The sequence below is a fragment of the Candidatus Solincola tengchongensis genome, from assembly GCF_015711935.1.
Lineage (GTDB): Bacteria > Actinomycetota > Geothermincolia > Geothermincolales > RBG-13-55-18 > Solincola_A > Solincola_A tengchongensis.
Genome location: NZ_JACVJJ010000066.1, coordinates 19,758 through 39,357, shown reverse-complemented (window position 1 = coordinate 39,357; position 19,600 = coordinate 19,758). Strand labels below are relative to the sequence as shown.

Below are 19,600 nucleotides of genomic sequence, written 5' to 3'. Positions count from 1 at the left end.
CGGAGCAGGTGACGGCGTAGGGTGTTGAGCTCGAAGGTCACCTCCACCAGATGGTTCTCGGTGACATTCTCAAGGGTGTAATTCATGCGCGAGGGATCGGCAACCGTCACCGGGTTTCCGTTGTCGGTTATCCCGGCGATGTGCCGGCCCGCATCCGGGGTTATAAACACATCCGCGTCCCCGCCTCTTTCGACCACCTGCGTTTCTGCTTCCACCGTCCCCTGACCCCCGACCACCATGGCCCGGACGAAATAGCGGCCGCAGCGGAAATAATCGAAGTCCGCCTGGAAGGGATAGTCGTTATGCTGGTTTACCGCATGAAGGCCCACCTGAACGGGCTCGTCAACCGCCATGGAGCATGTTGCCAACTGGCTCCAGTTGACGCCGTCGAGGCTGTAATAGGCGGAGAAGTCATCACCGACTCTCGAAAGCCTCACATAGGCCTCCGTGCTCGTCGAGCCGACGGAGGCGTACGGCGTCTCCACGCCACCGACAACGCCCCAGAATGATATGACCTGGTCGTTGTACCCGATGCCCCTCTCCAGGCACAGGAAATTTTCCTGGTCCTTCCAGGCCAGGATTCCCGCTTCGCAGGCGTCGTGCTGGGGATCGACCAGAACTCTGGTCTCCGCACTGAAGTCCTCGTATATGGGCTGGAGCACACGTGGAGCGTTGAGGTTGTTCGCGGGGTGCAGGTCGTGATCGTTCCCGGCAACGGAGATTCGCAGATATCCTGGGTTTCCGGCGAGGTCGTAGCCGCAATCGCTCAGGGGGTCCAGCCATACCCACCTTGGATTGAGCGCACTGTCGCCGAACTCGTCGCTCAAAGGCTTCTGGTAGACGGTAAATCCTCCCCCAAGCACGCCTTCCTGCCCGTCCGGATTGATCACCACCACGTCCCAGCTCCCGACGGGAACCCCGTTCAGGTCGAGGTCGCAGGTGATAGTCGTGGCGTCCAAGACGGTTATGTTGGTGGCCTCGATGTCGTCCTCTCCCGCCTTGCGCAGCCTGACAGCGGCACCCTCCTTGAACCCGGTTCCGAGGACGGTGATGGTTGCTCCGGCCTCGTTGATCCCGAGCGATGGGTCAACGTAGGTCACCGTGGGGGGCACGGGTGTGTCGAACCTGGCGAGCCCGGAGCGAGCCTCCCCGTTCACGCGATCGAAACGCCCGCCCACGTAGAGGGTGGAACCTGTACAGGCCAGGGAATGGACATAACTATTTACCAACGGGTCCCAGGAGGTGGCGCTGCCCGTGGTTATATCCACGGCGGCCAGGTAGTGGCGCTCCGCGCCGCCGATGTCGGTGAATGACCCACCGGCGTAGATGGTGGTGCCGGAGAGGGCAAACGCCCCCATTGGTCCGTCGGCGCCGGGGTCCCAGGAGGTGGCCTTCCCGTAATCGGGCGAGTCGGGGTCGGCGACCAAGCAGGCGATGTGTTCGCGGGGCTCCCCTCCCAGCGAGGCGAATTCCCCACCCGCGTACAGCTCGCCCCCATAAACGGCGAGCGCGTACACGTTATTTCCGGCGTGGCAGGTCCAGGTTGCTACCGCACCGGTGGCCTTGTCCACAGCGGCCAGGTTCATGCGCCGCTGGCCCCCCAGGTAATCGAACGACCCCCCGACATAGAGCTTGTCGCCGGAGAGGGCCATGGCGTTGACCCAGCCGTTCGTCTCCAGGGCCGCATCGAAGCCCGTGGCGGCTCCGGTCTCTGTGCTTACGCCGGCCAGATGATAGCGGGGCTGGCCTCCGATGGCCTCGAAGCCACCCGCTGCGTATAGCGTGGTCCTGTCCACGAGCAGCTCCTCGACCGTCCCCTCTGCATTCGGGTTCCAGGAGGTGGGCTCCCCGTAATCGGGGGAGGATGGGTCGGCGTTTAAGGCCGCCAACCGGTTGTATGTGTACCCCTGCACGTTGGTGAACCAGCCGCCCACATAGAGGATGTCCCCGGAGATCTCGATGGCCGCGACCGGGCGGTTGAAATAGGGGCTGAATCCGGTGGGTTGACCGGTGGCCGCATCCAGGGCGGCGATATATGAGCGCTCCTTCCCTCCCCCGATGGTCTCGAAGGCCCCGCAGGCATAAAGGATCTCTCCCGACAGGGCGAGGTCGTACACCTCGCGGTCGGTACCCGGGTTCCAGGAGGTGGGTTCCCCGTAATCCGGGGAGAAGGGGTCGGCGTTCACGGCGGCGATGTTGCTCCTGGGCTGCCCCCCAAAAGCGCTGAACCCACCGCCAACGTAGAGCGTGTCGCCGGAAAATAGAAGCGGTTCACGTAGTCCCCCTCGGAGACGCCGGGGTCGAAGGCGGAGACGTTCCCGCCTGAGTCTATATGGGCGATGCTGCTGCGCTGCTCCTCCCCCACCCGGCTGAAACGGCCCCCTATGAACCAGCCCCCCTCTCCATCCGGCTCCACGCAATAGACGTCGCCGTTCACGCTGGGAAAGGCGCCCTTCGGTGCTCCGGTCGCCGCGTCCAGGGGCACCCCGTGGCCGTTGGGGGGCCCACGTAAGTGAACCAGCCCCCCTATGTAGACCACGTCACCCGCCGGGAGGACGCTGGTGACGGTCCCATTGGTCACCCAGAAATCCGGGTCCGGAAGGGAGCTGACCTCGGCGTAGGCGATAGGCGGGGCGCCGGGAACAAAAAAGGCCCCAGCCGGTTAAGAGCGCCAACGCCAGCAGGTAGACGACGATCCTTGCCCCTGAGGGGGATATGAGCGTCCGGGATCCGGCACGTGCGGAACCTCTCCTCTTTCCTCCTTCGGGGTTTATCCATGCACGGATCCCGTGTATGGATGAGGATTTTTCCGCTGACCTCTGACTTCCGGAAGGAGTTCCTCCTCCTTGAGTCCCGTTTCGCGATTTCCTTCACTATCACTATAGTTCAGTCCACCGCATCCCGAGCTTTAAGAATGGCCGGGAGCCGAGCCGCGGCTCGCAGGCTATCTCCGTCCCGCATGCCGGCACCCAGCCGGCCCGGCGCACAAGGGCGCCGGCTTCGAGGATGCGTCGAGAGGCCGTCAGCGGAACCTCTCCTCCAAGAAGGATACGATCTCCGCGATGGGGGTGCCGGGGCCGAATATCTCCGCCACCCCCATGCGCTTGAGCTCCTCCGCGTCGTCCGTGGGAATGATGCCGCCCCCGAAGACCATGACGTTCTCGGCTCCCTTCTCCCGGAGGAGTTCCATCACCCGGGGAAAGAGGGTCATATGGGCCCCGGAGAGTATGGAGAGGCCCACGGCGTCCACGTCTTCCTGTACGGCGGCCTCGGCAATCTGCTCCGGGGTCTGGTGGAGCCCGGTGTAGATGACCTCGAATCCGGCGTCGGCCAGGCCCCGGGCCACCACCTTGGCCCCCCGGTCGTGTCCGTCCAGCCCCGGCTTGGCTATGAGTATGCGCGGCTTCTTCATCTCCGTATCCACCCCTTCGACAGATCTTGATCCTTCTCCGGTTAATCTGACCTTCTCACAGCTTTACCTTTGAGAACCCATTGGCGCCATCACGTAACGTGTCCACCACCTGGTAACCAAGGGTCAGACCCCCTTATCGGGACGTAATGCCCGGAAAGCTTCCCCCTTCACGGGGGTCAGACCCTTAGAATATGGGCTTTTCCCGGTACTCCCCGAAGACCTCCTTGAGGGCCTTTATTATCTCCCCCTCCGTGCAGTAGGCGCGGGCGCATTCGATGATCAGGGGCATGAGGTTGGCGTCCCCCCTAGCTCCCTCCTTAAGCGCCGCGAGGGTCCTATCCACCTCCGCGGCGGAGCGCTCCGCGCGCAGGCGGGAAAGCCTCTCCTTCTGCTTCCGCTCCACTTCGGGGTCGATCTTTAGTATCTCGATGCCCAGGTCCTCCTCGGGGTCCTGGAAGCGGTTCACGCCCACCACTATCCTCTCCCCGCGCTCCACCTCCATCTGGTAGCGGTAGGCGGCGTCGGCGATCTCCCGCTGGAAGAAGCCGTTGTCGATGCAGGCCAGCACCCCGCCCTGCTCCTCTATGCGCCGGAAGTACTCCTCGGCCTCCCTCTCCATGCGCTCGGTGAGGGCCTCGATGAAGTAGGAACCGCCGAGGGGGTCGATGACGTTGGTCACCCCCGTCTCGTGGGCGATGATCTGCTGGGTGCGCAGGGCGATCTGCACCGCCTTCTCCGTGGGCAGGGCCCAGGTCTCGTCCAGGGAGTTGGTGTGCAGGCTCTGCGTCCCTCCCAGGACGGCGGCCAGGGCCTCGAAGGCGGTGCGCACGATGTTGTTCTCCGGCTGCTGCGCGGTGAGGGAGCACCCCGCCGTCTGGGTGTGGAAGCGCAGCGTCCAGGAGCGGGGGTCCTTGGCCCCGTACCTCTCCCGCATGTGCCGGGCCCAGATGCGCCGGGCGGCGCGGAACTTGGCGATCTCCTCGAAGAAGTCCAGGTGGGAGTTGAAGAAGAAGGAGAGGCGGGGGGCGAAGGAGTCCACGTCCAGCCCCGCGGCGATGCCTGCCTCCACGTAGGCGAAACCGTCGGCCAGGGTGAAGGCCAGCTCCTGCACGGCGGTGGATCCGGCCTCCCTTATGTGGTACCCGCTGATGCTGATGGTGTTCCAGCGGGGGACCTCCGCGGAGCAGAAGGCCAGGATGTCGGTGATGATGCGCATGGAGGGGCGGGGCGGAAAGATCCAGGACTTCTGGGCTATGTACTCCTTCAGGATGTCGTTCTGTATGGTCCCCCCAAGCTCCCGGAAGGAGGCCCCCTGCTTCTCCCCCACGCAGAGGTAGAAGGCCAGGAGCACCGCGGCCGGTCCGTTGATGGTCATGGAGGTGGTGATGTCCTTGAGGGGTATGCCCTCGAAGAGGATCTCCATGTCCCGGAGGGAGTCGATGGCCACCCCGCAGCGGCCCACCTCCCCCTCCGCGAGGGGGTCGTCGGAGTCCCGGCCCATGATGGTGGGCATGTCGAAGGCCACGGAGAGGCCGGTCTGCCCCCTCTCCAGGAGGAACTTGTAGCGCCGGTTGGTGTCCTCGGCGGTTCCGAAGCCGGAGAACTGGCGCATGGTCCAGAGCCTTCCCCGGTACATGGTGGGGTGGATCCCACGGGTGAAGGGATAACAGCCGGGGTAGCCGAGGTCGCGCTCGTAATCCAGGCCCTCCACGTCCTCCGGCGTGTACAGCGGCTCCAGCTCCGCCCCGGATATGGTGGAAAATTCTGCCTCCCTCAGAGGGGCTGTCTCGTAGTGCTTTTCCCGCCATTCCCTCTTGTCCATACCCCGTCACTCCTCGCGTCTCAGACCTCGAACGGAGGCGGCAAGCTATATCTTATCTTCAGTGCTTACACGCGTCATTGCCCGGTGGCTCATGGTTCACACATGGAGCCATCCGATGGGCGAACCCCAGGACAGGCCGCAGGGCTCAGTACTCGATGCCTTTGCGCATGGGCACGCCCTGGCGGTAGTGATGCTTTACCTCGCGGACCTCGCTCACCAAGTCGGCGATCTCCAGCAACTCCGGGGGCGCGTAGCGACCGGTGCACACCACCTCCAGTTCCCGGGGGCAGGAACGCAGGAAGTCCAGCACCTCGTTCAGGGGGAGCAGCCCGTAGTCGATGGCCACGTTTATCTCGTCCAGGATGAGCATCTGGTGTTTCCCCTCCCGGACGACCTTCTTGGCCAGCTCGAAGCCCTCCCGGGCCATGCGCAGGTCCACCTCCTCCGGGGCGCCCTTCTTCACGAACTCGTCCCTCCCGGACATGACGATGGTCAGGTCAGGGAGGCACCTCTCGCAAGCCATGAGCTCGCCGTAGGTTCGCCCCTTCATGAACTGGATCATGAACACCTTCTGCCCGTGGCCCAGGGCCCGCAGCGCCTGTCCCAGGGCGGCGGTGGTCTTGCCCTTGCCGTCACCCGTGTACACCTGTATCATTCGCGCAACCTCGCTCCGCAGTCCGGGCAGAACCTGGCTTCCGGCTCCTCGACCGTCTTCCCGCATACGGGGCAGTTGGGTGGCGCCTCCGGCGCTTGGACCGCGGCCTCGCCTCCCCCTGTCTCTCGGGCCTCTTCCCCTGCCGCACCGTGGGGCGCGCCTTCCGCCGCGACCTGAGCGGCGACATCAGCCCCCTTCCCGGACGGCGCCACCCCGGCGCTAACCTCCTGCCCGGCCTGGGGCCCCACCCTAGTACCGCAGTGGCCGCAGAAAAGGGCGTCCGGCTCCAGCTCGCTCCCGCATCGTGCGCACCTCGAGGGCCCGGGCCCGCCAGGTTGAGCCCCGATGCCGGCGGCTGGCGGGGCATAAGGCACTTCCATCCTTCCCGGGGTCTCCGCCGCGGGTGGGGGAGCGGCGGGCGCCGAGACCGGCGAACCGGCAACCGGTGGGGCCCCCGAGGGAACGGGGGCAGCTCCGGGAAATCCGGAAGCGGCAGGGGCGGGACCGGGCGTTGTGGTCGCACCGTAAGGCACGCCGTACGGCGGCGGACCGGCTTGAGGACCTGCCTGCGGGACTCTCGCCGCTCCCGGATAGGCAACGCTCACCGGCTGCCCGCAGTAGGCGCATTGCGCGACCCCCGGCGTTAGAGGGTTTCCGCAGCGGGGGCAGAGAATCCCCGCCGGGGCCTTCCTCGCCGCCTGTATCCTCCGGAGATATTCCTCCCAGCGGACCTCCTGGTCCCGGATGTCTCGCAAGGTGCGGTAGGCGTCCAGCAGCGGGCCCTCCTCGAGCTTGCCCTGCTCTCCCGCCTGGTAGGCCAGCTCTCCAAGATAACGCACATACTGCTCCTCGCGCTGCTTGAGTTGCCTTATATATCTCTTCACCTGTCCGGGGTTGTACTGTTCCATAAGCCCCTCCTCAAAATCTTGAAATCCGCCTGCCTCTTCGAGTTCGCTCCACACACCTCGCCCCGCGTAACCCTACAATATCAGAAACCGAGGCCTCCTACACACGTTATTTTGGCGACGTAGAGTCGCAGAAAAGGCGAGGAATCCGCTTTCCGGGGACAGCGACAAACCTGAACCGGATGACGGCCGGGCCGAAGAAAAGCGCCTTACACGCCAAACTGCGGTCTATGCCAACCGGTGACCTAAGATGCATCGGAAGATTTACCAACGAGGGAGGGATTAGAGGTTCCTCAGGCAGGCGGCACCGTTCTCCCCGCCTTAGAACTTGACCGCCGCGGCCCCGTTGAGCCTCGGGCACGGATTCAAAAGAAGAGGAGATACCATCACCCACTACCAGGCCACGAGTTTTACGGCCCATGCCGCGTCTCACGGCTCGAGTCGAGTATTAAGCGGTGATTACTAAATTGCCTTGACCCGGTTTTTATATTAGTATTAGTGTTGATTCCCGGATCCGCGGGGAGAATCGGCGTCATTCGGTGTCTCAGCAGGGAAAGCAGGAGGTGTTGCCATGTCGCTCACGGATAAATGCATCATCACGGCGGCTCTGGCCGGTGCCGCTACCATGAAATCCCAGAACCCGGCCGTCCCCTACACCGTGGAGGAATTCGTGGAGGAGGCCTACAAGTGCTACAACTCCGGCGCGGCCATCGTGCACATCCACGCCCGGGACCCGGAGACCGGGCTTCCCACCTCCAGCATCGACGTCCTGCGGGAGATCGTCAAGGGAATCACCGAGAAGTGCCCCATCATCATCAACCTCTCCACGGCCATCGGCATCGGGGCCACGCCGGAGGAGCGCATCAACGTGGTCAAGCAGCTCAAGCCGGAGATGGCCTCCCTGAACACCAACTCCATGAACTTCGCCCTGGGGGACTGGAAGAATTACCAGATATTGGGTGAAACGGTATTTACCAACACCTTCCAGATGCTGGTCGACTTCGCCAAGACCATGAAGGAGTGCGGGACCAAGCCGGAACTGGAGGTCTACGACCTGGGCGGCATATACAACACCCTCTTCGTCCGCAACCAGGGCATCTTCGTGGAGCCTTTGCACTACCAGTTCGTCTGGGGCGTCCTGGGAGGCTGCTGGCTGGATCTGGCCAACTTCAAGCGCTTCATGGACCTCATCCCCGAAGACGCCACCTGGAGCACCTGCGGCGTGGGCCCGGCCCAGTTCAGAGGCGCCTTCATCGCCGCCGTGGAGGGAGGCCACATCCGCGTCGGCCTGGAGGACAACATCACCGTAAGGAAGGGCGTCCTGGCCCAGGGCTCTTGGGAGCAGGTGGAGAAAGCGGTGAAGATCGTGGAGCTCGCCGACCGCGAGCCGGCCACACCTGACGAGGCGCGCCAGATACTGGGCCTCAAGGGCGGTCCGGAGATCTGAGATTTCAGGCGGATTCTTTTGCGGGGCCCGCGGGCGCGGGCCCCGTTTTCGTCACCTCTCCGCCGCGCTCCTTTTCATCTCACGTGACGGCAACGCGGAAGAGGATTAAATGCCTTCCGGCGACGTGAGGTTTTCTCGACGAAACACGCGCTTCAGAGGGGTCTTAAGGCCTTCGCCCTCGAAGGCCCCGGACTTGGGGCGGTGAAGCGTTTGAGGCATCCGTGAAGAGCTCACGAAACTCCACCCACTGACGCCGTTACATCGAACCGGTGCGGGGCACGTAGCGGTAGCCCACAAGCCCCCACCCTTCGGCGGAACTTTTTGCGTGGGACGGAATCGTTTCTAACGAGCGGAGATGCACCGGTTTCTGGCCCAAACATCTCCTTCCACGACGAGGCGAGAAGGAGTGCGATCCGGTATGGTGCCCCGGTCCCCGCTCCACAACTTCTGCGCCGGCCACGGCTGTGGAACGAAAGAGGTCTCTTCACCGTAGGCCGTAGTCCCTTCCGGTTATGGCCTGGGCGCAGAGTATGCCGCTGGAGCAGGCGCAGTCCATGGCCACACCGTAACCGCGAGCCGTATCCCCCGCAAGATAAAGCCCCGCCACACCGGGCACCATCACATCCGGCTTGAGGCTTCCCGCCTGGGTAACGCTCTTGGCCACCCCCTCCAGGCGCGTGCACACCGTGTACAGCTCCCAGTCGATACATTCCCTGAACCCGGGGTAGATGCCCTCCAGGAAGTCCGGGACCGCCCTGACGACCTTCATCACCAGCTCACGGTCCCGCGACTCCTGCTCGGTCAGGGGAAGATAGGCAGTGAAAAGGTGCTTCCCCGCGGGGGCACAGGTGGGCTCGATGAAGGACTGGATGTTCCAGGCCATGTACACGTCCCAGCTGAAACCCTCGGAGCGCGGGACAACGCAAGGGGTCTTCATCAGCCTGCGGGCATGCTCCTCGGGCACTGGGAGCCCTGAGAGCCCGATGTAAGGATTGACGCTCCCGTAGCCGTAGAGGGACTTCACGCGGCGGGCGAAATCGCGGGGGAAGACCTTCTCCTCCACGAAGCGGAAGAGCTCCTGCACCGGCGGGTTGAAAATCACCCGGGGAGAGCGGATGAACGCCTCCTCTCCATCCTTACCCAGGACGACCCCCCGGACGGCGTTCCCCTCCATCTCTATCCTGCGCACCTCGCTCCCCAGGAGGAGCTCACCCCCGAGGTCGCGCAGCCTTCCGGCCACCGCCTCCGGCCAGGCCATCACCCCTCCCTCGGTGAAACCCCCGACGTAAACCTCGCCGCCCTTGAGGATGGTCGGTGCGAGTACCTGAGAGGAGTAACGCAGGATGTCCCCGATGGAAATGTCGTGAGGGTCGTTGATGGTGGTGATGAGCGTGCCAATGCACCGGAAATAGTCGTATAGGACCCCGCTCTCGGCGAAGCCTATGTTCACCAGGTGGTCGTGAAGGGAGACGCGGTCCAGCTCTTCGAGTTCCTCCGGGGTATAAGCCAGGAGCTTACCGAAGAAATCCAGGTAATTCTTTCCAAGTCGGTCCAGCTCGGCCTGGATCTTTTCGTCCACGTCGGTGCTCCTGCTCAGGGGGGGCTCGCGGTAGAACTCGCCGCCTATCCAGGATCCCGTCAGAAAGGGTTTTATCACCACCCGTCGCGAGCCGTAGCCCCCGATGAGGTCGCGCAGGTGGGCGAAATACCCTTCCCCGGCCACGCTCACCCCGTGGTAGCCGAGGTCCAGGACGTATCCATCCAGGGTCCCGGAACCCGCCATCTCCTCCAGCCCGGGGCGCGCCTCCGCCAGCCAGCAGTACTGCCCGGTGAGGAGTCGACGGTACCAGGCGGACCCCTTCTCCCTCAACTCCTCGCCCCGGAGGGACAGGGCCCGGCCGCCCACCCGGTCCTCCTTCTCCACCACCAGGACCTTCATCCCCTCCTTGGCCAGGAGGACAGCCGCGGAAAGCCCTCCCACACCCGCACCTATGACCACCGCGTCGTATTCTTCCATGACCTCCACTCCCTCCCCATAAAGCTCTCCACGCCCCAAACTCCCGCTCCACAGAACCTTCTTCTTCGCCTCATCCGTCTGGCGCTCGCGTCCGCCGGGCATACGAAAACCCTTAAAAGGGACCCAAAATGAACCGATGTGCAACACCCATGCCCGGCTCCTGTGGCTGCCGCGGCGCCGGACTTCCGCCAGCGAGGACGGAGCGGCCCGGCAGGAAGGCCTCAGTCCTTACGAAACCGAGAAGAACCCCTGCATACGCCGGTGTGGAAGGGGAAAGAAATCGATGGCTTTCCCGCCTGCGAGCCCTTCGTCCATTTCCGGCAGCCCATCCGGAAAACGGCGTTCCGGTATTCCATGCCCCGATAATACATTTCCGGACATCGCTTTCCAAGGCGCTTCATTGCCCCTCTCGCGTGGCGGTGAGGCATGGTGGGCCATGCGTCGACCTTACGGGCCCTCTTCCACACTCCGGCCGCCGACATGTGCGCCTGAAGATGGACCCGAGGCGGCGGCGGTCTCCTTCACATGCGGGGGAACGAGCTGGCGACTTGAAACCGGCGGCGGCGAAAGCCCTATGGACGGGGCCGATTCCTCTGGCTCGTCCACCTAAACAGAGGCTTACACCCGTGCCTGGAAGCCCATGCCGGGGTCATCTTCCGAGGGTGCACAGGCCGGCGTATCCAGGTCATGGCGTGTCTCACGGGCCTTCCGCTCATGCTCCCGCAATCCCGTCAAGGGCGCGGCGCGGGTCGTCATCAACCCTACCCCCGGGATCCCACGCGGACGGCGAACACCATAAATACCCCCTGGGGTATCACGATTCAAGACCTGACCCCTTCTATCTCGTCCAGGGCCTGGGGGTTCTCCACCGAGGACATGTCCCCCAGCTCTTCGCCCAGGTACTTGGCCTTTATGAGCCGGCGCACGATCTTGGCCGAGCGCGTCTTGGGGAGGGCGGAGACGAAGTGCACCTCGTCGGGGCGGCCCACCTTGCCCAGGTACTCGGCGGCCTTGTCCTTGATGGCCTCGGCGAGCTCCGTCGAGGGTTTGAACTCCGGGCGCAGGACGACGAAGCAGACCACGGCCTCCCCCTTGATCTCGTGGGGGACGCCGATGGCCGCCGCCTCGGACACCGCCTCGTGCTCCATGAGGGCGGCCTCGATCTCCGCCGGGCCGGTGCGCCTACCGGAGACCTTTATGGTGTCGTCGGAACGGCCGTGCAGATACCAGAAGCCGTCCTCGTCCACGGAGGCCCAATCCCCGTGGTACCAGACGTCCGGCCAGCGCGACCAGTAGGTCTCGATGTAGCGGTCCGGGTCGCGCCAGAAGCCCCGGGTCATGGAGGGGGCGGGCTTGAGCGCCACAAGGTGGCCCTTCTCCCCCCGCACCGGCTTCCCTTCCTCGTCGAAGACGTCGATGCACATGCCGAGACCGGGCCCCCTGAGGGTAGTGGGCTTGAGGTCGGTAATGGGCAGGGGGGAGAGGAAACAGCCCACGATCTCCGTGCCCCCGGAGATGTTGATGATGGGGAGCTTCCCCTTCCCCACCTTCTCGAAGTACCACATCCAGGAGTCCGGGTCCCAGGGCTCCCCGGTGGAGCCCAGGATGCGCAGGGAGGAGAGGTCGTGCTTCTCGATCCAACCCTCCCCGAAGCGCATGAGCATGCGGATGGCCGTGGGGGAGATGCCGAAGATGGTGATGGCGTGCCTCTCCACGAGGTCCCAGAGCCGGTCGGGCTCCGGGTAGTCGGGGACTCCCTCGAAGATGACGAAGGTGCCCCCGAGGTTCATGACCCCGATGATCATCCAGGGGCCCATCATCCATCCGATGTCCGTGAGCCAGAAGAAGACGTCGTCCGGCTTGACGTCAAAGTAATAGCCCACCTCCTTGCACATCTGGGCCAGGCAGCCCCCGTGGGTGTGCACCGAGCCCTTGGGCCTCCCCGTGGTGCCGGAGGTGTAGATGATCATGGCGTAGTCCTCGGAGTCCATCTCCTCCGTGGGGCAGTCCTCAGGCAGGCACCACACAAGCTGGTCCATCCAGATGTCCCGGGTGGCGTGCCAGGGCACGTCGATGCCCGCCCGCCGGTAGACCACCACGTGGTTGATGCTGGGCACCTGGTCCACGGCCTCGTCGGCGTTCTCCTTGATGGGAAAGACCTTGCCCCTCCTGAAGGAGCCGTCCGCGGTGATGAGCACCTTGGCCTCGGCATCCCGCAGTCGCGCCGCCACCGGCGCGGGGCCGAAGCCGGAGAAGATGGGGATGGGGATGGCCCCGATCTTCAGGCAGGCCAGGAGGGAGAAGACGATCTGGGGGCTCATGGGCATGTAGATACCCACCGTGTCCCCCTTGCCTACCTTGAGGTTGCGCAGGGCGCAGGCCATCCTGCAGGTCTCGCGGTAGACGTCCCCGTAAGTGTAGCGGCGTATGGCCCCGTCGTCCCCCTCCCATATGAAGGCCAGCTTGTTCTTCACCGGGGTATCCATGTGCTTGTCCAGGCAGTTGAGCACGATGTTGGTCTTCCCGCCGATATACCAACGGCACCACTGGATGCCGCGGGAGTCGTCCAGGACCTTCTCGTAGGGTTTATACCAGCGTATGTCCAGATCCTCCATGATCGCGTCCCAGAACCACTCCAGGTCCTCGCAGGACCTCCTCAGGAGCTCCTGGTAGTCGGAGATGCCGTGCTTGCGCATGAAGCGGGTGATGTTGGCCTTTTCAATATAGTCCCCGTACGGCCTCCAGACGATCTCGCTCATCTCGCTCCCCCCTCCTTCGCGGAAAACCGGACGCTAGGCGGAAACACGGGCCGCGTGGCTGAAAAGATGCTGCGTGAGGTGCTGTGTCGAGGATCTCTGAGGAAAGCCGTGTACCTGGCTCGTTGTAGTAATAATATCTCTACGAAACGTCAGCCCCTGTCAAGTCTCCGAGTCGAGGATACATCAGGGTCCCAGGAATAGCAAGTACAACTTAACAGATTGCACACGGTGGGGCTTGATGTTATCCTACATATCGATTCCGATCGGCGATCCGCAGACCGTTTCGTGCGAGGGAGGGAAGGGAGATGTTCGAAGTGGTCGCCCAGGGCGAGGGACCCCTGTTCATGGATCCCGATGCCGATAAGGCCCGCGAGTTCTTCCGCACCAAGAACCGGGCCATGGTGAGCAAAGTGATGACCGTCAGCGAGGCGGTGGGCAAGTTCGTCCACGACGGGGATTACCTGGCCATAGGCGGTTTCGGCGCCAACCGTATCCCCACCGCCGTTTGCCATGAGATAGTCCGACAGCGCAAGAAGAACCTCATTTTCGCCGGGCATACCTCCACCCATGACTTCCAAATACTGGCAGCCGGAGAGGTCTTCAACCGCTGTGACATCGCCTACATAATCGGCCTGGAGGCACGCGGTCTCTCCCCCAACGCCCGCCGCTACATGGAGAGCGGAAAGGTGGAATGTTGCGAGTGGACCAACTACGCCATGGCCTGCCGACTGAAGGCCGCGGCCATGGGTGTTTCATTCCTGCCGGCGCGCAACCTCATGGGCACGGACACCTTCAAGCGCAGCGCGGCCAAGATAGTGAAGTGCCCCTTCACCGGGGAGCAGTACGTGCTCTACCCCGCACTCTGGCCGGATGTCTCAGCCATCCACGTCCACGAAGCGGATATCTACGGCAACGCGCGCATCAAGGGCATCTCCATCGCTGACCTGGAGCTGGCCCGAGCCTCCAAGCGGCTGATAATCACAACCGAGAGACTCATCCCCAACGAGGAGATACGCTCCGATCCCACGGCCACGGTCATCCCTTACTACCTGGTGGACGCGGTTTGCGAGGTCCCCTTCGGCAGTTACCCGGGCAACATGCCTTACGAGTACTTCTCCGATGAGGACCACCTGCGGCAGTGGCTGACTGTGGAGAAGGACCCCGAGGAGTTCCGTAAGTTCCTGGACAAGTACATCTACAAGACCCGCGACTTCAACCAATACCTGGAACTCTGCGGCGGGCTGGAGCGCATCAACCAGCTTCGCGCCGTTGAGCACCTCATCGATCTGGGAGGGAGGGGGTGATGGGGATGGCGGATTACAACACCATGGAGATGATGATCTGCGCCGCCGCCCGTAACCTGGAGGACGGAAAAGCGGTGGCCGTGGGCACCGGCGCCCCCTGCGCCGCAGCCATGCTCGCCCAAAAGGCCCACGCCCCCAATCTGGTGATCATCTTCGAGGCCGGAGGGGTGGCGCCTCTACTTCCCACCATGCCCATCTCCGTGGGCGATTCGCGGACCTTCTACAAGGCGGTGATGGCCAGTGGGATGTGCGAGGTCATGGAGACCATCCAGCGGGGCATGGTGGACTACTGCTTCCTGGGCGGGGCCCAGATCGACATGTACGGGAACCTCAACTCCACGGTCATCGGGGACTGGGACAAGCCCAAGGTGCGCTTCCCCGGCTCGGGCGGGGCCAACGACTTCGGGTCCCTGGCCTGGAGGATAATGGTCATCACCCCACAGGATGCCCGCCGCTTCGTGGAGAGGGTGGACTTCATCACCACTCCCGGTTACCTGGACGGTCCGGGCGCCCGCGAGCGCGCCGGTCTGCCGGCCGGGACCGGCCCCTACAAGGTGATCACCGACATGGCGGTCATGGGCTACGACCCGGAGACCAAACGCATGCGGGTGGAGTCCATCCACAAGGGGTACACCTTCGAGGACGTGCAGGCCAAGACGGGTTTCGAGCTCCTCAAGGCCCCCGAGGTCGTGGAGACGCCGGAGCCCACCGAGGAGGAGCTTCGCCTGCTGCGCGAGGAGGTGGACCCCAACCGCTACATCATCGGGCGGTAGGAAAGACGACCATCGCCATTCGCGTTCCCGTGCGGCGGCATTACCCTGCCCTCCCCTATCCGGGAACGGCGATGCCAGTGGAGAGGGCGCTCCGCCCCATGCCACAGGGGACTCCCGTGGCTATATCATTGTTAAACCACCCGAGATATGTTAACTTTGAGTCGCGACATAGACTTCCCGCCCATTTGAGCCGGAAGGGTCGCGATGGCGTTCCGGCTTAACATCTCTTAACTGGAACCCCATCAGGAAATCGGAGATAAAATCTTTGATTTTAGCTCCCATGGAAAGGAAAGACGTCATTCCCGAACTGAAGTGCCTGGAACCGGGGGACCACCTCTGCCATTTTTATACCGATCCCGCGGAGCGGGACGAGGTAGCGGTTACCTATTTCCACCTAGGTCTTGATAGGGGGGAAAAGATTCTTTATAGAGGGAAGGCGACCACCTGGCGGAAGATCCTTGTCGCGCTGCGCCGGGAAGGCCACGACGTGGACTCCCTCCTGGCACGGGGGGAACTCTCCTTCTTCGATTCCCGGGAGGCCCACCCTCCCGGAAAACCCTTCGACGCCCGGGCCGCCCTGGAATTCCTGGAGGGAGAGGCAGCCCAGTGCGCCGCCGAGGGCTGGCCGGCCCTGCGGGTATTGGGCGACATGTCCTGGGTCGTCGACCGTTCGGGCGACTGGAAGGAAATGGCAAGGTTCGAGGCGGAGATAAACCGCCTGCCGTCGGCCAAGAGCTGCATCTTCCTCTGCCAGTTCGGGAGCGGCCTCCTCGACCCCTCCTTCCAGCTCGAGCTGCTCTACACCCACCCCAAGGTCCTGGTGGAGAAGGAAGTCTACGACAACGTCTTCTACCGGCCGCCCGGCGAATACCTCGGGAACATGCACTCCCGGTCCGTGCTCTCCCATCATCTGGACAACCTCAAGGAGAGGAAACGGGCCCTCCTGCAGATCGACGAGGCGCGGGAATTCGCCGAGGCTATCGTGGACACGGTGCGCGAACCCATGCTCGTGCTGGACGCCGCCCTGCGGGTGGTCTCCGCCAACCGCTCTTTCTACCGCACCTTCCGTACCATGCCGGAGGAGACGGAGGGGCGGCCGGTCTACGAGCTCGGAGAACGGCAGTGGGATATCCCGGCCCTTAGGAGGCTCTTGGAGGAGATCATCCCCTTGAACTCCCACTTCGAGGGCTACCCGGTGGAACACGAATTCGCCCACCTCGGGAAGCGCGTCATGCTCCTCAACGCCCGCCGCCTTATCCGGAGGGAGCGCGGAGAGGACCTCATCCTCCTGGCCTTCGAGGACGTCACCGACCGCCAGCGGGCCGTCGAGGAGCTGCGCAGGAGGGAGGAATATTTCCAGGCCCTGGTGGAAAACGCCTTCGACGCCGTCACCGTCCTGGACGGCGAGGCGAGGCACGTCTACGCCAGCCCCTCCGTGGAGAGGGTTCTGGGCTGGCGCCCGGAGGAGCTCCTGGGGAGGACGCCCTTCGAGTTCATGGACCCGGAGGAGCTCCCCGCCGTGCTGGAGGCCTTCATGAAGGGGATGGAGGAGCCGGGAACCGTGCACCGCGTCGTCCACCGCTGGAGGGGCTCCGACGGCACCTGGCGCGTGGTGGAGAGCCTGGGGTCCAACCTCCTCCACGAGCCCTCCATAAGGGGAGTGGTCATCAACTGCCGGGACATCACTCGACACAGGCTGGCCGAGGAACGCGTACACCGGCTGAACCGTATGTTCCTCTCCCTGGGAGCGGATTTCCTGGCCAACATGGAGACGGTCATCCGGGCCTGCAAAGAGATACTGGAAGGGGACGCCGCGGTCTACGCCCGCCTGGAGGAGGAAAAGCTCGCCCTGCTCACCACTCTGCCCGGCGAGGAGGGCTTTTTCTTCCTGCAGGAGGGGGACCGCTTCGCCGGCCATCCTCTGCTGAGCGGGAGCCATCCCCGTCCCCTCGTCATCCGGGAAGGCGCGGAGAGCCCGCTGGAGGAGGACCCCCTGGCGAAGGCCCACGGATATTCGCTCTTCCTCGGGCAGCCTGTGATCTTCGGAGAGAGGACAAAGGGTGCTCTGGGCGTCTATTATTCCGGGGAACGCCCCTTTTCCGAGGAAGACCTGGAGACCCTGATCATCCTGAGCCGCACCCTGGCAGTCGAGGAGGAGCGGCTGGCAAGGGAGCGGGGTTTGAAGGAATTCATAGACGTGGCCTCCCACGAGCTTCGCCATCCCATAACCCTCATAAAGGGCTTCGCCCTCAGCCTCAAGGAGCGTAACGAGATGCTGAGCGAACGCCAGAAGCTGGACCTGCTCACGGCCATCGACCAAGGCGCGGACCGCCTCACCCGGCTGGTGGAAAACCTCCTGGACGTCTCCCGGATCGAACGCGGCCAGCTGGAGCCCGACCTGCGCCCCGCTGAGCTGCTCCCCCTCATCCGCCACGCGGTGAACGAGATACGTACAGCGGGGAAAGATGTATCCCTTCACCTCAAAGCGAATCCGGGAGCCTGCCTTCTGGACCCCGACCGTTTCCTGGAGGTCGTTTATATCCTGCTGGAAAACGCGGTCAAGTTCTCCCCCTCCGACAGCCCGGTGGATGTGGAGGTCGAGGAACGAGAATTCGAATATATGGTCTCCGTGACGGACCGCGGCATCGGGATCCCCGAGGAGGAGCGGGAACGCATCTTCGACCGCTTCTACCAGGTGGAGAAGGCGCGCTATCACTCCAAGCCCGGCATGGGGATGGGCCTGTACATAGCCCGGGAGATAATCGAGCGGCACGGGGGTAGGATTTGGCATGAACCCCGGGAGGGCGGGGGTTCCGTCTTCCGCTTCACCATACCCCGCTAGGATGGCGAATCATCGGAGAATCAACCTTTTAAGAGATGCGCCGCCGATCCGCCGGCCCGGAATCGGCGGTGCATCAACTTATTGGTAAATTATGGAATAAAAATACGGATTGGATTCAATGAAATCCCGGAATCTTAGACCCACCTCTTGACCCACCTCTCGCCTATCCGGGTGCCTTTAAGGTGAGGCTCGGGTCCGGGGCAATCCCCTTTATTTGCCGGAGTCCTCGCCCAGGACCACCAGGGCGTCGACCACCACCGGACGCGGGCCGTCCAGGATCACCGGGTTCATGTCCATCTCCCTGACCGCATCGTATTTCATCCCGATGTCCCCGACGGCGACCAGTATCTGGGCCAGCAGGTCGCGGTCGGCGGGCTCCTTGCCCCGGAAGGGCCCCAGTATGGCCTTGGCCTTTATCTCCTCCATCATCTGCAGGGCGTCGTACTTCTCGATGGGCGCCACCCGGAAGGAGGTGTCCCTCAGCACCTCGGTGAAGATGCCGCCCAATCCGAACATGACGCAGGGCCCGAACTGGGGATCCCGGACCAGGCCGACCACCAGCTCCCTCTCCCCCTTGATCATCTCCTGGACCAGCACCCCGTCGTAGGGGTCACCGCCGAGGTTCTCCACTATCTCCTTGTAAGCCTTCCTGACCTCCTCCGGCCCGTCCAGCCCCACCTGCACCAGGTTGCGTTCCGTCTTGTGGGTGATGTCCGGGCCGCAGGCCTTGAGCACCACGGGATAACCTATCCTCTCGGCAGCCTCCAGGGCCTTCTCCTCGCCCAGGACCAGCTCCTCCCTGGTCACCGGTATGCCGTGTTCGGCGAGGAACCTCTTCGCCTGGTATTCGGACAGGGCTCTCTGTCCCCGGGCCAGCGCCTCCTCTATGATGCCCATGATCTCCTCCGTCCTGACTACGTCCCTTTCCCTGCATTACGTTAAGAAATATTATCCCATATCCCCGGGGGTGACAACACGAGCACCGATCACGTCCTTCTCGTCGCGCGAGGCAAGCCGCGTTCCCCGAGCCGCGGTATCCCACGAACGCCGTTCCCCGTTGAGCAGCCTCCCTCATGCTCGTCCACCCCCCGTAGACGTCCGCAAGGGCGGGGCAAGAAATGGCACGTGAACGGCCTTATGACCTGCCTCTGTCCGGAGCCTCGCCGGCGCATACCGATTCCCGCCGGACGGGGAATTGCCCGGCGGAGGTTTTACTTCTGACGCCTTCAAGAGAGGAGAGGGTCAAGAGAGGAGAGGGTACCGAAGCCTGCGTCGAAGTATCGCGTCTTCCAGGGAGGCTTTGCCAATTGACGCACGGAGAGCTCCCGCCCCCTTTCGCTGAGCGAATCCGGGAAAGGTTCCGCTGCCTCGATCCTCAACGACCGCCCTTCTGACCAGCGATGCCTACCGGCACGGGTAAACGGAGGTTCCGGCGGTCTCGAACAGCCGGCGGAAGTGGAAGTTCCAGCAGCCGCTTTCCTGAATCCATGACCCGGGCGGTCCTCGCAAGGCCTCTTCCCTTGAGCCGTATGGTCATGGACAGCGCGTGGTCGTCCGTAACATCACTTGGAAGCACCCCGCTTCTGGTGATCTCCTCTCGGACCGGGATTCCGGGATAAAAGGCGGGGGCGCGGCTATCCCATCGCGCCCCCGCCGCCGGAGGG

Annotated in this window: 13 protein-coding genes; 4 read left to right on the top strand and 9 right to left on the bottom strand. The window is 63.7% G+C overall.

The genetic code is table 11. The annotated features are described in order from the left end of the window. From H7007_RS13685 to H7007_RS05850, 6 genes are all read right to left on the bottom strand, one after another. Positions 1-2,186: beta-xylosidase family glycoside hydrolase (locus H7007_RS13685; RefSeq protein ID WP_287153841.1), on the bottom strand; the 2,186-nt coding region annotated here is incomplete at its 3' end. Then, positions 2,183-2,581: a hypothetical protein gene (locus H7007_RS05870; RefSeq protein ID WP_287153839.1), complete on the bottom strand. Its 399-nt coding sequence runs from the start codon at positions 2,579-2,581 to the stop codon at positions 2,183-2,185. The genes H7007_RS13685 and H7007_RS05870, both read right to left, overlap by 4 nt. Before the next feature lie 441 nt (positions 2,582-3,022). Continuing rightward, the gene (locus H7007_RS05865) at positions 3,023-3,412 is read right to left on the bottom strand and encodes a cobalamin B12-binding domain-containing protein (RefSeq protein ID WP_287153837.1); all 390 of its coding nucleotides are present in this window, start codon (positions 3,410-3,412) and stop codon (positions 3,023-3,025) included. A 184-nt stretch (positions 3,413-3,596) separates the two neighbouring features. After that, positions 3,597-5,234, bottom strand: coding sequence for an acyl-CoA mutase large subunit family protein (locus tag H7007_RS05860; RefSeq protein WP_287153835.1), 1,638 nt, complete (start codon positions 5,232-5,234; stop codon positions 3,597-3,599). Between the two features lie 145 nt (positions 5,235-5,379). After that, on the bottom strand, positions 5,380-5,889 hold the full coding sequence (cobO, locus tag H7007_RS05855) for a cob(I)yrinic acid a,c-diamide adenosyltransferase (RefSeq protein ID WP_287153833.1): 510 nt from the start codon (positions 5,887-5,889) through the stop codon (positions 5,380-5,382). After that, a complete protein-coding gene (locus tag H7007_RS05850; protein WP_287153831.1) occupies positions 5,886-6,797 on the bottom strand; it encodes a zinc-ribbon domain-containing protein in 912 nt (303 codons plus the stop codon). The genes cobO and H7007_RS05850 overlap by 4 nt, the downstream gene beginning before the upstream one ends. A gap of 568 nt (positions 6,798-7,365) precedes the next feature. Here H7007_RS05850 and H7007_RS05845 point away from each other — a divergent pair. Further along, entirely contained in the window at positions 7,366-8,241 is an 876-nt protein-coding gene (locus tag H7007_RS05845; RefSeq protein ID WP_287153829.1) for a beta-keto acid cleavage family enzyme, read from the top strand. A 484-nt stretch (positions 8,242-8,725) separates the two neighbouring features. Here H7007_RS05845 and H7007_RS05840 read toward each other — a convergent pair whose 3' ends face one another. Together H7007_RS05840 and H7007_RS05835 are read right to left on the bottom strand one after the other, a co-directional pair. Next, a complete protein-coding gene (locus tag H7007_RS05840) occupies positions 8,726-10,258 on the bottom strand; it encodes a phytoene desaturase family protein (RefSeq protein ID WP_287153827.1) in 1,533 nt (510 codons plus the stop codon). Positions 10,259-11,079: 821 nt separating this feature from the next. After that, on the bottom strand, positions 11,080-13,017 hold the full coding sequence (locus H7007_RS05835; RefSeq protein ID WP_287153826.1) for an acetate--CoA ligase: 1,938 nt from the start codon (positions 13,015-13,017) through the stop codon (positions 11,080-11,082). A gap of 305 nt (positions 13,018-13,322) precedes the next feature. Here H7007_RS05835 and H7007_RS05830 point away from each other — a divergent pair, with 305 nt between their 5' ends. The 3 genes from H7007_RS05830 (at position 13,323) to H7007_RS05820 (ending at position 17,936) form a co-directional block, all read left to right on the top strand. Beyond that, the gene (locus H7007_RS05830) at positions 13,323-14,321 is read left to right on the top strand and encodes a CoA transferase subunit A (RefSeq protein ID WP_287153825.1); all 999 of its coding nucleotides are present in this window, start codon (positions 13,323-13,325) and stop codon (positions 14,319-14,321) included. After that, complete coding sequence (locus tag H7007_RS05825) at positions 14,321-15,094, top strand: CoA-transferase subunit beta (RefSeq protein ID WP_287153824.1); 774 nt, start codon at positions 14,321-14,323, stop codon at positions 15,092-15,094. Before H7007_RS05830 ends, H7007_RS05825 begins: the two co-directional genes overlap by 1 nt. A 280-nt stretch (positions 15,095-15,374) precedes the next feature. Continuing rightward, entirely contained in the window at positions 15,375-17,936 is a 2,562-nt protein-coding gene (locus tag H7007_RS05820) for an MEDS domain-containing protein (protein WP_287153823.1), read from the top strand. A gap of 210 nt (positions 17,937-18,146) precedes the next feature. On the opposite strand, the gene H7007_RS05815 is transcribed toward H7007_RS05820, so the two are convergent. Continuing rightward, complete coding sequence (locus tag H7007_RS05815; protein ID WP_287153821.1) at positions 18,147-18,833, bottom strand: acetate--CoA ligase family protein; 687 nt, start codon at positions 18,831-18,833, stop codon at positions 18,147-18,149. Between the last annotated feature and the right edge of the window lie 767 nt (positions 18,834-19,600).